Below are 15,656 nucleotides of genomic sequence, written 5' to 3'. Positions count from 1 at the left end.
TTGTTCTATTGATAATAAGCTGCTCCTCTGATATTCTGATGAGTAGGAACTTCTCTTTCTTTGTTTAATGGTTGTTCTTCAATAGCATCTAATCCCTTTTCTAAAATGCTTTTGATCATTTTATAACTATATCTTTCGTATTCTAAACCACGTGTGCAGGCCTTTTCTAACCGAATATTAGTAAAGCGTTTACCTAAGCTTAAAATTCCTGCACATGACTTATATGATTGTTCAGGGTGTTGTCGCTTATCTAATATCATTGCTAAATATTTTTGTGTAGATTCTCCTATTTCTTGTCCCCATTTCAAAAACTGTGTAGGATTCCAATCTGTGATATATTGGTGAGATGAAGGCATATGTTCCTTTACAGTAGTATACCTATACTTTCCTAATTCTCTATTGTGTGAAGCAATAAGTCTTTGATTGTGATATATATCAACAATATCCTTGCTATAAAGAATATTTACTTTTTTACCAATGTAATGGAAAGGAACACTATAGTAGTGTTTGTCTTTATTTAGGTAGATGTGACTGATTTTTTGAACAGTTGCTTTTATCGCATATTTCAATTCATACCTGTGTCTCGGTAGTGATTGTAAAACAGGTTGTTCTATTTCTTCAAACAACGTTTTCCTTGAAACTCTTTCTCTTGAAAGTAGCTTCTCATTATGTTGTTCTAACAATTCTGCTATTGCCTGATTTAGTTCTTGTAAACTAAAAAACTCCCTATTTCTAAGTGGAGCAAATACACGAGTATAAATTGTTTTTACTGCATTCTCTACTAAGGCCTTATCTTTTGGTTTGTAGCTTCTTGCAGGTAAAATAGTTGTGTTGTAATGCAGAGCAAAGTCTTGGAGGTTATGAGCTATTTTAGGCTCGTATTTATCACTTTTAGTTACAGCTGCTTTTAAATTATCAGGCACAATAGCAAGTGGAACTCCTTGATAGAAATGTAAGGAATTGGTCAGGCTTGATATAAAATCTTCTGTATTTTGAGTTAGACTGGCTTCTACATAAGTCATTCTACTTGAACCAAGAATGGCAATAAATACTTCTACAGAAGTTATTTCCCCCGTAGATTTATCAATAATAGACAACTTTTTTCCTGTATAATCAACAAACATCTTATCTCCAGCCTTATGCTGCATATGTAAAGAAGGAGATGTTTTTTTCTGCCAGGTTCGCAAATGATAGCAAAATTGAGAATAACGATAACCCTCAGGGTGTTTTAAAAGATACTCTTCCCACAAGATATGTCTTGTTACTCCTGTTTTAAGCAGTTCTTTAGTAAAGTAAGGGAAATATTTATACAAGATTGCTTCTTTTTCATCAGAATCCAATTCTTTAGTGTCAAATAAATCTTCTATATCTGCATCATTTAATTCTTTTATCTCTTCATAAGTGAATTTTGAAGTAGTAAATAGAGTAATATATTTCTTAACAGTATTACGTGAAAGACCTAATTGTGAACTTATTTGAAGTTTACTTACTCCTTGAGTATACAGACGTAGTAATTGTTTTAATTGTAACATGTCGATCTTTTTATTAGCCATATCTCTTGCATTTTAGCTAAGATATTTAGACATGTTTTAACTTGTTTTTTTAGATGGTCAATTTCACCGGAATATGGTGGTCACTTTCCACCGGAATGACATGGTCACTTTTAACGGAATTAGGTGGTCAATTTCACTGGATTCTCCATATTTATTATAGATTAGTAATTTTAGTATGTATAGCGTATTTTAAACATGAAGTTTCTTCCTGGTTTTTGAAAACTATAGTTATCATAAGCTAGTTTATCGAATAGGTTATTAGCCTCTACGGTTAAGTGTATTTTATTATTAAACAAACTGTATGAAGCACTTAGATCATGTACAGCCTGAGACGGAATCCATATAGGATCTTCACCGATTCCTTTAAAATCGTAACTATAATGATCTATATAGCGCAGGTTATAACCTATATTTAAATTGTTATTTTTCTTTCCTAAGTCTTTAATGATAATCCCCACATCAGCTGATCCAAAGAAATAAGGCTCATTAGGAATTCTCTCATTGTAGTATGGATTTTTCACTCCATAATCTCCAATAGTATACTTTTGTTTACTTCTGATATTTTGAGAAGTTAAACTACCTCCTGCATATATAAAATCATTGTATGTATAACGAGCTTCCACATTGATACCATAGCTCTCTACTCCTCCAATATTCACACTAGTTGCACGAGATCCTGAACCATAAGGATTACTGCGGATATAATCTTTAGTATCTCTGTATACAAAACCTGCATCTACGAATACTGCATGTATTTTGTTAATCACACCTGAGTAACTGATATTCAGGTTATAGTTTTTACCCTGTTCTGGTTTTAGACCTGTATTTCCCCATACTAAGTCTCCATCTCCAAATAACTCGCTATCAGTAGGTAGTCTAAATGTATTTTCATAAGAAGCTTTGAACTGTAGATCTTTCCACAGATATGTAGCAGCGATACCGTATCCTGTTTTATCTACTTTAGTGCTTTCACTTTGATAAGTATGTTTGATACTGTAGTGTTTACTGAATAGAGACACATTCAGATTATCTAGAATATTATAGCGATAAGACAGTGCCATAATATTTTTAAAACTACTTCTTTTTATCTCACTGTTCTTTTCTGATTGAGTTTCTTTTACAGCTAATGGATCTTTTGTCTTTCTGTTGAAGTAGTACATCACATCATTAAAACTAAATGAGTGCTTGTCATTTAATTTATAGTTTACATTAAAAGTAGTTGAACCATTATGATCATAGAACTTAGTCATAGAAGGCCCTCCTCCAGACTCACCTTGTTTTAACGTTTTGATACGTTCACCTGCCCAGTTATATTTATAAGAAGAGGTATCTATATTTTGATTATATCCACCGTTATAATTTGAAGTAATACTTACATCTAATCCATCTATAAATAGATTCTTTTTGCTATATTCTAATGAAGGCATAATTGTTACAGAACGACGTTTCTTGTCTCCGAATACCTTTTCCATAATAGTACCTGTCTGCACACCACGTTTTCCTTCTCCATAAGTAAACCCTAACATCAGTCGGTCAGCATAAGACTTATCTACCACCCCTACTTTCGCCACTACAGTAGCTGTTTGGAATCGGTCATTAAAGCGTCTTACCCATTGTTTTTCTTTAGAATAAACTCCTGATTGCAGATCTACCACAGGGACTAATACTTTATAATCGTTATCTGAGTAGTTCTGAAAAGCATTTAACTGAGCTACTATACCATTATTAAAGGCTTTACTCACATTCAGATGACTCTTGTATGTATGGAATGAACCAGTAGTAAATGAAGCATCTATTTTAGTCTCTTTAGATTTGTTTGTGATAATATTCACTACTCCTCCTAAGGCATCAGATCCGAACTCCACAGGCACTACACCTTTATAAACTTCGATTCTGTCAACCATTGTGATCGGTAAGTTGTTTATCTTAAACTCACTACCAAACCCTTCCATAGGTACCCCATCTATAAAGAATCGAATGTGTTTACCACTAAATCCATTCATTGAGAAATTATAGTCAGATCCCTCACCTCCATCTTTGCGCACTTTCACTCCAGACACTCTATCTAGTGCTCCAGCTACATCTAATGACGTATTGTATAGTGGTTTTGCATCTATAGCCACTACGTTATAAGCAGATTCTCTCACTTTCTCGATAGGCTGTTTTACTTGTAGTACTACATTGTCTAAGAAAGAGTTATTTGTATCAAGTTTGAAATTATGTGTTATACTTTCGCCTGCTTTCACCTCAAATGAATACTCTTTAGATTCATAACTGACGTGTTGTACAACTAATTTATACTTACCAGGTCTCTTTGTTTTAATAGTATATCGTCCTTTATTATCTGTTAACTCACTATGATGAGTATCTAATAAACTGACTGTAGCATAATCAATAGGCTCTCCATTCGCATCTTGTACAACCCCAGAAATGACAACTGGTTTATCTTGTGCAAAAGAAGCAAACTGTCCTATATTAAAAATTGCAAAAATTAATAGTAGATAGTGTTTCATTGTTCTAAGAACTTAATGTTGTGTTAGTAATTATATTATTTAGATTAATTATAAATTGAAGACAAATATATTTACTTATAACTAAACAACCATAACAACTTAGAATAAATATAAATAACAACTCAATACAGACAATAATCGTCATTATAATACTCTAAAAACAAAACACATTAACCTTTAATATTTTACTAAAATTCACATATTATTAACTAATATCTTTTATAAACAAAAAAAGTCAGAACTACCTATAATTCTGACTTTATTCACAAAATGTGCTTTTAAAGCTTATTAATTCTAAATAAAAAAGCTTTAGAAATTAGTACAAACAAAAAAAAGAGAACTAAACTAGTTCTCTCTTCTTCTATTTCTTAATCTTTCGTTCTTAACCTCTTTTGGTTTATTCACGCTATTATTGCGTTCTCTATCGAAGTTTTTCTTGGGTCTACGCTCATCCTTAGCATAACTTCCTCCTCTTCTACTTGAGTCTTTACCCGTAGTCATTCGACGGCGAATACTCTGCTGACTCTCTTGATTCTTATTTAGACTCGCCTCTTCTGTCATTACAGAAGGCTCTATTAAGCGATTAAGCTCATCTAATTCTGCTTTGGTCAAGTCTCTATACGTACCCACAGGTACATCTAGAGAAATATTAATAATACGTATCCTCTTTAATGCAACTACATCATAGTCAAAATACTCACACATACGTCTAATCTGTCTGTTCAAACCTTGAGTAAGAAATATTCTAAACACAGTCTTACTGATCTGTTCTACTCTACACTTCTTAGTCACTGTGTCTAATATTGGTACACCAGCTCCCATACGTTGGATAAAACGATCTGTGATAGGCTTGTTTACAGTGACAATATACTCTTTCTCATGATCGTTCTTTTGGCGCAATATCTTATTCACGATATCTCCATCATTCGTCATCAGAATAAGCCCTTCACTATCCTTATCTAATCGTCCTACTGGAAAGATGCGTTTAGGATAATTAATATAGTCCACGATATTATCGCGTACACTCGTATTAGTAGTACACTCGATACCAATAGGTTTATAAAAAGCTAAATAAACATTCTCTTCATTTTTTTTAATGATTAATTGTCCATTTACGCGTATCTCATCATCTTCAGACACTTTTGTCCCCATCTCTGGCACTACACCATTGACAGTGACTCTCCCCTCATCTATAAGTCTATCTGCTTCTCTTCTAGAACAAAAACCTACTTCAGACAAATATTTATTTAAACGTGTTTGCATTTTTTCCATATCACAAAATTAGCTATTTTATTCGCTATTAAACAATGCTATAACGAAGCTAATTCATAAAATAATTCTTAATTTTTTCGAAGACAATTCTGTCCTGAACAGAGTGTCCTAATCCTTCTGTATAATAAACCTCTATTCCCTTTTTATTAGCTATATCATGAAAAACTGTACACTCAGCCAATTCCACTACTACATCCTCTTTATCGTGAATAATCAATGTCTGATTAGACAGTGATTTTATAAAGTTGCGACTAGCATATTCCTGCATATCCATATCAATTAACCCTTCTAAGAATTGCAATAAGTCATTTGACACCTTCTTCCAGTATCCTAACATATCAATATAATTATTGATTACATGCTGAAAACGATCTAGACAAGCCATTAAAACAATCTTCTCTACGAAGTCATATTTCACTACACTCATCTGATGTAATAGAGCAAACGCTCCTAGTGAATGAGCTACAACATACTGTGGTCTAAACGCTCGTAAACAATGATCCATCAAGTGAGAATAATCGATAACACTCAGATTACTTCCATCACTCAGACCTAGTCCCATAGCATCTATACAGATATACTGATACTGATCATCTAAGTAAGTCACTAGTTCTTCCCAACGACCAGCATTACTCTCCCAGCCGTGAAACAGCATAACTAAAGGCAACTCTGATTGCTCCTGATTCCAGCGATAGCATTGAATACTCAATCCATCGTAGACAAATCTATCTTGATGAGCTTGAGCCAAAAAGTAAGGAATACTCTTTCGCCTAAGCTGTCCTTTACGAGGTGTAGAGAATAACTTATAAGCAATAGCGCATGCTCTCTTAGGAGCAAATAACGACAATAAATTAATCAATAAACCTAGACACTTAACCATATATAACTTCTAGAAATAAAAAAGCCTCTTTCACAAGAGGCTTTCTGATATTATAATTTAGCTATAATAGCTTCAATTTTTTCTCTTTCTTCTTCAGCTAAAGCACTGTCTACTAAAATACGCCCACTGTGCTCATCCGTGATGATCTTCTTACGTGCCGCAATTTCTACTTGAGTTTGTGGTGGAATAGTAAAGTAAGATCCTCCTGAAGCACCACGCTCGATAGATACAACAGCCAAACCGTTACGAACACCATTTCTGATTCTGTTATACGCTACTAATAAACGCTCTTCGATATCTTGTTTGAACTCTTCAGACTTCTCTAATAAGATTTTCTCTTCACGCTCAGTCTCAGACATAATACTGTTTAATTCAGCTTCTTTATGTGCTAAGTGTTCTTTTCTTGCAGCTAATTTAGTTTCTGTCTCTGCGATTGTGTTTTTCTTGTGCTCGATGCTAACTTTCATCTCTTTGATGTGTTTTTCAGCAAGCTCTATCTCTAACTTCTGGAACTCTATCTCTTTTTCTAATGAGTTAAACTCTCTATTGTTTTTAACCTCATTTTGTTGCTCAGTATATTTTACGATAGCAGCTTTGAACTCCTCAATAGCAGCTTTTTTATCCTTAATACTCGCTTCGATATTACTTAAGTCTAAATTTGATTTTTCTAAGCGTTTGTTCAGTCCAGCAACCTCATCTTGTAGATCTTCAACTTCAAGAGGCAATTCTCCTCTCATATTTCTGATTTCGTCAATTCTTGAGTCAATCAATTGCAAGTCATAAAGTGCTCTTAACTTCTCTTCAACGGTTAATTCTTTTTTCTTTGTCATCATTATAAGTAGTTAACTGGATTCGTATTTACTGTTGATAAAATAACTGCAAAAGTAGTTATTTTTTTTGAAAGAAAGTCAGTTATATAATTTTTTGTATACCTTTCACTTTCAAAATGCCCTATATCAGCCAAAACCATCTGACTTTCAGCTTGGTAATAATCATGGTATTTCAAATCTGAGGTGATATAAGCATCTACTTTCTGTGATAATGCTGCTCCTATCGCAAAACTTCCTGAACCTCCTAACACTGCTACTCTCTTTATCGGTTTCCCTAGTAACGCACTATGTCTAATACCTCCTGTACCCGTCTTGGTTTTGACCATCTGTAAGAATGCTACTTCTTCCATCTCTTCTTCTAATTCACCTATCATTCCCATTCCTACATTTTGAAGTTTATTCTCTAAAGTATAGATCTCATAAGCTTTATCTTCATAGAAGTCTAAGTCAAACAAGGCTTTTAATACCTTACCTTGTAAATGCTTTTCAAATATTACTTCTACTTTGACCTCTTCTACTTCTTCATATTTTAATGGCTCTCCTATGACTGGGCTACTCTTCTCATTCCCTCTAAAACTTCCCTTGCCTTCTGTCGTAAAACTACACAAATCATAATTACCTATAGCACCCGCTCCTGCATTAAACAGAGCCTTTCTTACTTCATCTGCATTCACACGAGGAGCGTAAGTCACTAGCTTTTGTATATAGTTCTCTTTCGGTATTAATATACTTGTGTTCTTTAATCCTAGCGTATCACAGAATATTTTATTCACCCCTTCCTGATGATTATCTAGTGCAGTATGTATAGCATAGATCGCGATATCGTGCTTGATCGCTTTAATTACAGCTCTCTCTACATAGCTCTTTCCTGTTATCTTCTTTAATCCAGAAAACAAGATTGGGTGAAAGCATACTACCATATTACACTTCTTCTCTATCGCCTCGTCTATCACGGTCTCTAAAGCGTCATGACAGACTAGGATCCCACTTACTTCTAAGTTATAGTCCCCTACTAATAACCCGACATTATCAAATCCCTCTGCATACGATAACGGTGTCATCTCTTCTAACACAGTGATTACTTCTCTTAACTTCATTTCTCAAATAATTTTGAACTGTAATTTATATATTTTCTCAAAGATAAAAAAATTGGTAATTTCGTATTATGGAATTACTGCGAAAATTACTCTTCCCTTTTGCCATCTTATATGGCGGGATCACTTCCCTGCGCAATTACCTTTATTCAATAAATATATTGAAGAGAACCTCTTTTAGTACACCCACTATAGTAGTAGGTAACCTAAGTGTAGGTGGTACTGGTAAAACGCCTATGGTGGAATACATAATACGACTTTTAAAAGACAAATACAAAATAGCGACTCTTAGTAGAGGGTATAAGCGAAAAAGTGAAGGTTTCTTCCTCGCAGATGAACATACGACTATGGAACAAATCGGTGATGAACCCTTCCAATATCATCACAAGTTTGACAATATAGCTGTAGCGGTAGACGCAAAAAGAGTAAACGGAATAGAGAATATCCTAAAACGAAGAACAGACACCCAAGCCATCGTTCTAGACGATGCTTTTCAGCACCTAGCTGTCAAAGGTGGTTTTAATATTCTACTGACTACTTATGATGAGCCGTACTATAACGATTATATGTTGCCGACAGGTAACCTTAGAGAAAGTCGTAGAGGAGCGAAACGAGCAGATATCATCATCGTCACCAAATGCCCTCCTACGTTATCATTGACAAAACAAAACGAGATTGTTAAAAAATTAAATCTCAAACTGGGACAATTGTCTTTTTTTACGTATATTGAATTCAGTAAACTTGCATATTCAAAGGCTGATTCTATCTCAGTAGAAGACTTAAAAAAAGAAGAGTTTTTAATGGTAGCTGGTATTGCTAAACCGCAAAGTTTTTTTGACCATCTAAAGGACGATAAAACAATTTGTTTAACATTTCCTGACCATCATCATTTTTCATCTACTGACATTGAGCTAATTTTGAACAAAGCAAAAGAGAATAAGATTATTACAACAGAGAAAGATTATGTCCGCTTAAATGGACTAATCCCCTCGAATAAATTATATTATTTACCAATTCAGACTTCCTTTTTAAACAATCAAGAGGAGTTTGATAAAACAATTTTAAACTATGTGGGAGCAAGTACAAGAAACGGTTAAGTATTTAATTGAAAAGACACAATTCAAACCTGAGATAGGTATTGTATTGGGGTCAGGATTAGGAAACCTTACTGCTGATATTAAAATAGAGCATGAAATTCCTTACTCAGAAATTCCTAATTTTCCAGTATCTACTGTACAAGGACACAAAGGTGCTTTAATCTTTGGTACGATTGGTAATAAAAAAGTAATGGCTATGCAAGGTCGTTTCCATTACTACGAAGGATACGAAATGGCAAAAACAGTATTCCCGATCAGAGTAATGAAGTATATGGGAGTAGAAACACTAATCGTATCTAATGCTTCAGGAGGTGTTAACCCTACATTTAAAGTAGGAGACATTATGATCATCACAGATCATATCAATGCATTCCCTGATCATCCTCTAAGAGGACATAATGATGAGCGTTTCGGACCTCGTTTCGTAAACATGAATGATGCGTATACAGGAACTTTAGTTAAGAAAGCACAAGAAATAGCTAAAGCGAAGAACTTCGATATTAAACAAGGTGTCTACTACGGACTACAAGGGCCAACTTTTGAAACATTGGCTGAGTATAAAATGGTACGCATTGTAGGAGCAGACTGTGTAGGTATGTCTACAGTACCAGAAGTAATCGTAGCTCGTCACATGGATATGAAAGTATTCGGTATCTCTGTTATCTCAGATATGGGGAATGAAGAAGGTATCGTAGAAGCACATCACGAAGATGTACTTAGAGCTGTAGAAGCTGCTGAGCCTATCGCTCGTGAGCTTATTAATGAGTTAATTAAAACTATGTAATTAGTTTTTCTTATAATGTAATTTTAAGAGATACTTCTTCTGCAGAAGTATCTCTTTTTTTTAAGACCTGTTTAGATTCTCTGTGTAGTTTTCTTTAAGAATACTACAGAGTACCTAAACAGGTTCTTTTTTTTACCATCTGTCCTGTGCTAGTATAATAATGGTAGTTTGATCGCATAGTGATTGCATTAAAAACGGCCAAAACTATGCGAGCAGTATGCCATCACTATGCGATAACTATGCGACCACTCCAATAAATGGCACAAAAAAAAGCCACCGAAGTGACTATTTTGAATTTTCTACTACTATAAATTAATCTATAATTTCCATTTTTTTCATAATGAATGTGGCATTCTTATTCTGACACACGCCATCTCTAATCTTGTAATCAAAGTGTAAATCATCTTCTTTTATCTCCACTTCAAAACATTTATTGATAAGAATATCAGGGAATTTATTCGTTGTCTCACATACCTCTAAATCATGGGTAGCGATCACACCATAGGTCTTCTCCCTAATCAACTTATGGATTACTCCTATCGTTCCGCTCTGTTTATCATCAGAGTTCGTTCCTCTAAGTATTTCATCTAGTAATACGAAGCATGGCTCCTCTCTCACCTGTTCGATAATCATCTTTAACCTCTTCACCTCAGCATAGAAGTAAGACTCACTATCTTCTAATGAATCTGTCAATCTCATCGATACAAATAATGGCAGTGGGAAGAAAGTAGCTTTCGTAGCACAGATAGGCGCTCCTATACTAGCTAGTACAAGATTAACCCCAATGGTGCGCAAGAAAGTACTCTTACCAGACATATTAGATCCTGTCAGAATCACAAAGCGTTGGTTGCTAAAATTGATGTCATTACAGACTCTCTTTTTCTCATTCAGCAGAGGATGTCCTAGATCTTTAAACTTCATCTCTCCCTCTTCACTGATAGTTGGGAAGGTATAATGTCTGTTGTTATAAGAGAAATTCGCTAGCGAATTAAGCGCTTCTACCTCTCCTATGATTTCTATTGCTTTAGGTACAAGATGTCCTTTGCTCTGTTTCCAATTTAAAAAGCGGTGTAATACGTGTACGTGATACTGTACAAAACCGTTAAAGACAACCATCACAAAAATATTAGCTATAGTCTCTAACTGCTCGAATAGTCTAGACAGTTCTTTTAACTCTTTACTAGCCTGAAAAGAATCTTTATTTAACTCACTGATATACGATTTCATTTTATCCGTAGTGAAAGTCTCTCTTTCTATACGCTTAATGATAGAACTACAGCTCTCTATAGTCTCATGTACCTTATCTGCTCCTCCTAGCTCTGCCTGAATATTCTTTATCTGTGATAAAGTAAGTATTAGGTTAAAAGAGAATAAGGTAGAGATCACATATCCCATAAAGTCAAGGTCTAACAGAAAGTATAAAACAATCGAAATCCCTAATAGCACAGGTAATACATAGCTTAATGCACGGCCTAGTTTACTAATAGGTACTACGGCTGTGTCACTCCACTTCTTTAATCTTGTATACGCTTTCTCATCTAGATTAGACAATTTACTATAAGCATTAATCTCATGTCTCCATTCTACCTTCTGAGAAAGTTCCTTAATCGCTTCTTGATTATCTAAAATAGCTTCTGAAGTCAATTTGCCTTTTAATAAATCTGCAAGCTTTTGTTTTCCTATAAACGTTGCTGTTCTATTTAGGTATTGATACAGGGATTTTTGCCCAAAAATATCTAAGTCAAAAGCATAAGGGTGTTCTGTAGTCTTAAATTCTTCTCCTGCGTCAAAGGGTCTTTTATCCTCCTCTAAGAAGGCAAGCTCATCTGTATTAATCTCTTTAAGAGCCTGTACATAGCGCATCTTCCACGAGTACTCTACGTGCACGCGCAGTAATACTAAGAAAGCTGCAATAAGCCCTCCTGTAAAATATAAATAAAAGGTATCCGCATTAGCCAAAGCTAGATAGAAGAAATAAATAATAGCGAAGAAAACAACCAAGCGTATTGCTCCTACTATTTTATACTTACTTCTTATAGCATTATATTGAGTATTAAATAATAACTGTCTTTTGTTATAAATTTCCATTGATAATTTATTTTTTTTGCCATACCGCCTCTAATGAGACATCAACAAATATACACCAATAAAAATATCTTGTTCATTAATTCTAGTTATAATATTGAGAATCTATTGTGAAAATAAGGGAATAAATAGGACAATTTAAATTAGCATCGCGCTATTTCACTTCACTAGTTTATCTTCGTATTATGAAATCACTAATGACTGCGTTATGTATCTAGACTTTGAACAAAATAGTTATCTATATCTACCTAGTTTCTTTACGGAAGAAGAATTAACATCTATAGAATTGATACTTAACAACTTTCACAAGCAATGGCTAATAGAAAATGAACAAGGGTATAAGAAGGTATTAATCAACAGTCATAGCCTTACGAGTAGTCCTTTTATTACTAAACAAGAAAGGCTAGCATTATTCCAATTCATTGCTCAGGCTAAACTTATAGATATTGTCGAGTCTATCTTTCCCGATAAAGCTAAATTCTTAAATACTCAATTATTCTTTGACCCTTATCACAAGGAACAAAAGAACTATTGGCATAGGGATATTCAGTATACAGGGCTTTCGAGAGAAGAACAACAAGAAAAGATTAAGACAGAAAATGTAGTTCACTTTAGAATCCCACTGAAGAAAGAAAATGGAATAGAGATCATCCCTGCTACTCATCGGTTATGGGATATGCCTATAGAAGAAGACACTCGACTATCTCAGCATGGTCGTCATCCAAGTGATGCTCTAGAGCGAGGGCAAGTGTTTAATCTAAATAGAGGTGATCTATTTATCTTCTCTGCGAATAGTATCCACAGAGGGCTATATGGTGATGAGAGATTCTCTTTTGACATTATCTACTGTGATGACACACCCGCTTTTAATGCATTTATAGATCCTAAAAATCAACCTACAGAAGAAGAGTTAGCTCTTCTAAACAACAGTGTGTTCTAAGAGTATACCCTTTATACGAAGAAACTAAAAAGGATGTAATGGTATAAATACCCATTATATCCTTTTTAGCCTTCTATTGGTTCTGATACAGGTTTACTCACTTTTATCTCTCTAGATAACATTCCTAACCAAGTTCTAAAGCTAAACTGTTCCCACCCTTTCTTACCTAAATCGTGACAGCGTCTAGTCCCTTTACCAAAAAGATAAATATGTAACCCTATAAAGACTATTAAGAATAGTATTCCGAAAAAAGCGCCACTTAATCTTGCGAACACTGAGAAGCTTAAAAACAACAACACAAAGTAAGTTACTAGACTTACGATATATGCCTTTCTGTTGATAGTCCCTTTATAAGAAAATGCCTCTTTTATCACAATTATTCAATTTATTTTGAAGCGTCAAATTTAAACAAAAACTAGTAACAAAATTACTCTGATTATATAAGTAATAGGTAGACTTATTGGTGATAAAATAAAGTTTCATTTAGATATACTGACTGTAGTTATTTTAATTTCAAAACACATGACACCTTATGACAAATATGTTAAACCATAATTAAGTTAATCAAAAAGAGGCTGTAATTCCATTACAACCTCTTCTATTTTATTTAGTAATAACAACTATCCCAAATGCACCTCCTCTAGTACCGTACATCATGTCAGTTTGTTTTGACTTCTCATATTTTATTTCCTTCACCTCTTCTATCTTGAGTAAGGCTAAGTCTTTTGATTTAACGAACTTACTACCCTCTGCACTCCCCTTCTTATCTACTAATAATACATCATAATCTCCTGAATCTACTAAAGGAACAGCTCCTCTATTATATAGCTTACATGTGTTGATATATAACTCTTCCACATATTCTTGTAAAGATACCTTATTACCAGGGTTCACTTCTGATATTTTCTGTACTGAAGTTGGTAAACTATCTTTAGCATTTATCGTTTTCTCTTGAGGTTCTTGCGCAAAACAGAGCGCTGTAACACCTAGTGCTACAATACTGTATCTTATCTTTTTCATGAGGTATAGCGTGAAATTATGAGCCTCTAATTTACTCTTTCTAATCTTAATATAATGATAAAAATAAGGTATTGAAATGCTAATTAAATAATAGTAAAAGAGTAATTGTCTTTTTTAGGGACATAGGTTTCTAAGTCAGTCTTAGCATTCTGTCCTATACCCATCGAGGTAATCAGTAGAAAGCTGTATAAAATTAAGTGTTTCATAATTATAAGTTTTAGTTAAGTGTTCTATAGATAACTACTTAATCAAAACCTTTAGTATAAAAAAAAGCTACTTTAACATATCGTAAAGTAGCTTTATTCATTCTTATATCAAGTGATTACCACACTAATACGCTATTCTCATTCTTCCAAAGTAACAAACGGAAATCTTCATAAATATCGGCAGTACCAATAGTATGTGTATCTCTTACAGGCTTATTCAAAGTCAGCTTGTGTAATATACCTGCATACGTACCTACATATAGTGTCTTCTCATCTTCTGATAATACCATTCCACTTATGGTAGAACCTAAGAAATGTTGCCACAGCTCTCTTCCGTCTTTATGTATTGCTCTGATATATCCATAAGCATCTCCTAAGATATAGTAGTCATTAAAAGCTACACCAGCATACACACGCATTCCTTCATCTAATATCGTAATATCCTCATGATCATCCCACCCTGGTATATCCATTCCATCTAGCTTATCTCCATCTACACCTATCGATATTCCATTGTAAAAATGGCAAGAGTTAGTCAGTAGTTGTTTATCATCTTTAGTAAACAAACAATAATGTGGATACTCAGATTGTGGACCTACTGATCCTACTTTATCACCTTCACTGTCCAAAACGATGTGATCACTACACTGCTCTCCTACTACAATATATTTATTGTCGTGAGATAAAGTAGCATGATCCATAGATAATCCATTGTTTTCTTCCCCTTCTTCTAGTATTGGAAACAACAGTTTCTCTTCTTTAGTATTTAATAAATAAATTCCCTCTGAAGAAATGAACAAGACTTTCTGCCCATCATTAAAAGGAATAAGTCTTGTAATTCCTATATTCGCTAAAGTATCTAATGTAAACTCTGCTATAATTTCTCCTTCCCATCCTTGACGAGTCACTATCTTATCTGCGTATGCTATCGCATAAACAAGGTTGCGCATAGACTGTCCGATGCTTTTAATCTCTTTATCTAATGCTACTACTTCTGTTCCTTTTGCTATATATGCTTGTCTTTCTTCATAAGAAGTCCCTTGCATAAAAACAACACTATCTTCTGCTATAGAACAAATATCTCCTATATAACTTCCATTATCATCCAACATCTGTACAATTGGAGCGTGTGCAGGAGGAAACTCTTGTCTAAAAGTATCTACTGTACCATTAGCATTTGCCTCTCTTAATAACTCAATAACTGCTTCTGCAAGTTTACCTCTTGTGTCCTCTGCTTCTTTGCCATCCCATTTATCCCAGCCGTGTTCTGTACCGAAAGCAACCATCTCATTAATCTCCTTAGCATACTTCTCACCTTTCTTATACCACTTAGTCTGTAGCTCTTCTCTTGTTTTCATCTCTTCTATGTTTTATCACAGCAC

At 34.2% G+C, this 15,656-nt stretch carries 14 protein-coding genes; 3 read left to right on the top strand and 11 right to left on the bottom strand.

Annotation, left to right across the window (positions count from 1 at the left end; genetic code table 11):
• Nucleotides 1–5 precede the first annotated feature (5 nt).
• The 6 genes from istA to E0Z07_RS10085 form a co-directional block, all read right to left on the bottom strand.
• A complete protein-coding gene (gene istA / locus E0Z07_RS10110; RefSeq protein ID WP_131540663.1) occupies nt 6–1,553 on the bottom strand; it encodes an IS21 family transposase in 1,548 nt (515 codons plus the stop codon).
• Between the two features lie 170 nt (nt 1,554–1,723).
• Complete coding sequence (locus E0Z07_RS10105; protein WP_131540662.1) at nt 1,724–4,066, bottom strand: TonB-dependent receptor; 2,343 nt, start codon at nt 4,064–4,066, stop codon at nt 1,724–1,726.
• A 345-nt stretch (nt 4,067–4,411) separates the two neighbouring features.
• The gene (gene rluF / locus E0Z07_RS10100) at nt 4,412–5,338 is read right to left on the bottom strand and encodes a 23S rRNA pseudouridine(2604) synthase RluF (protein ID WP_131540661.1); all 927 of its coding nucleotides are present in this window, start codon (nt 5,336–5,338) and stop codon (nt 4,412–4,414) included.
• A gap of 49 nt (nt 5,339–5,387) precedes the next feature.
• Nucleotides 5,388–6,218, bottom strand: coding sequence for an alpha/beta hydrolase (locus E0Z07_RS10095; RefSeq protein WP_131540660.1), 831 nt, complete (start codon nt 6,216–6,218; stop codon nt 5,388–5,390).
• Nucleotides 6,219–6,268: 50 nt separating this feature from the next.
• A complete protein-coding gene (locus E0Z07_RS10090) occupies nt 6,269–7,048 on the bottom strand; it encodes a zinc ribbon domain-containing protein (RefSeq protein ID WP_131541089.1) in 780 nt (259 codons plus the stop codon).
• 2 nt (nt 7,049–7,050) lie between these two features.
• Nucleotides 7,051–8,145 carry a Nif3-like dinuclear metal center hexameric protein gene (locus E0Z07_RS10085; RefSeq protein ID WP_131540659.1) on the bottom strand — a complete coding sequence of 365 codons (1,095 nt, stop codon included), beginning with the start codon at nt 8,143–8,145 and terminating at the stop codon, nt 7,051–7,053.
• Nucleotides 8,146–8,213: 68 nt separating this feature from the next.
• On the opposite strand from E0Z07_RS10085, the gene lpxK reads away from it, so the two are divergent.
• Both lpxK and E0Z07_RS10075 read left to right on the top strand, forming a co-directional pair.
• Complete coding sequence (gene lpxK / locus E0Z07_RS10080; RefSeq protein WP_131540658.1) at nt 8,214–9,239, top strand: tetraacyldisaccharide 4'-kinase; 1,026 nt, start codon at nt 8,214–8,216, stop codon at nt 9,237–9,239.
• On the top strand, nt 9,211–10,023 hold the full coding sequence (locus E0Z07_RS10075; RefSeq protein WP_131540657.1) for a purine-nucleoside phosphorylase: 813 nt from the start codon (nt 9,211–9,213) through the stop codon (nt 10,021–10,023). The genes lpxK and E0Z07_RS10075 overlap by 29 nt, the downstream gene beginning before the upstream one ends.
• Before the next feature lie 312 nt (nt 10,024–10,335).
• Here the strand turns inward: E0Z07_RS10075 and E0Z07_RS10070 are convergent, their stop codons facing one another.
• Nucleotides 10,336–12,111, bottom strand: coding sequence for a MutS-related protein (locus E0Z07_RS10070; RefSeq protein ID WP_131540656.1), 1,776 nt, complete (start codon nt 12,109–12,111; stop codon nt 10,336–10,338).
• A 205-nt stretch (nt 12,112–12,316) separates the two neighbouring features.
• Here E0Z07_RS10070 and E0Z07_RS10065 point away from each other — a divergent pair, with 205 nt between their 5' ends.
• Nucleotides 12,317–13,048 carry a phytanoyl-CoA dioxygenase family protein gene (locus E0Z07_RS10065; protein WP_131540655.1) on the top strand — a complete coding sequence of 244 codons (732 nt, stop codon included), beginning with the start codon at nt 12,317–12,319 and terminating at the stop codon, nt 13,046–13,048.
• Between the two features lie 65 nt (nt 13,049–13,113).
• Here E0Z07_RS10065 and E0Z07_RS10060 read toward each other — a convergent pair whose 3' ends face one another.
• From E0Z07_RS10060 to E0Z07_RS10050, 4 genes are all read right to left on the bottom strand, one after another.
• Nucleotides 13,114–13,422: a DUF805 domain-containing protein gene (locus tag E0Z07_RS10060; protein ID WP_131540654.1), complete on the bottom strand. Its 309-nt coding sequence runs from the start codon at nt 13,420–13,422 to the stop codon at nt 13,114–13,116.
• A gap of 229 nt (nt 13,423–13,651) precedes the next feature.
• Nucleotides 13,652–14,068 carry a hypothetical protein gene (locus E0Z07_RS10055; RefSeq protein ID WP_131540653.1) on the bottom strand — a complete coding sequence of 139 codons (417 nt, stop codon included), beginning with the start codon at nt 14,066–14,068 and terminating at the stop codon, nt 13,652–13,654.
• Between the two features lie 83 nt (nt 14,069–14,151).
• On the bottom strand, nt 14,152–14,274 hold the full coding sequence (locus E0Z07_RS18395) for a hypothetical protein (RefSeq protein ID WP_262711014.1): 123 nt from the start codon (nt 14,272–14,274) through the stop codon (nt 14,152–14,154).
• 116 nt (nt 14,275–14,390) lie between these two features.
• Nucleotides 14,391–15,632: a hypothetical protein gene (locus E0Z07_RS10050; RefSeq protein WP_131540652.1), complete on the bottom strand. Its 1,242-nt coding sequence runs from the start codon at nt 15,630–15,632 to the stop codon at nt 14,391–14,393.
• Nucleotides 15,633–15,656 lie beyond the last annotated feature (24 nt).

It is taken from the genome of Myroides odoratimimus, assembly GCF_004337635.1.
In the GTDB taxonomy this organism is placed as follows: Bacteria; Bacteroidota; Bacteroidia; order Flavobacteriales; family Flavobacteriaceae; genus Flavobacterium; species Flavobacterium odoratimimum.
This window is presented reverse-complemented; position numbering and strand designations above follow the sequence as displayed.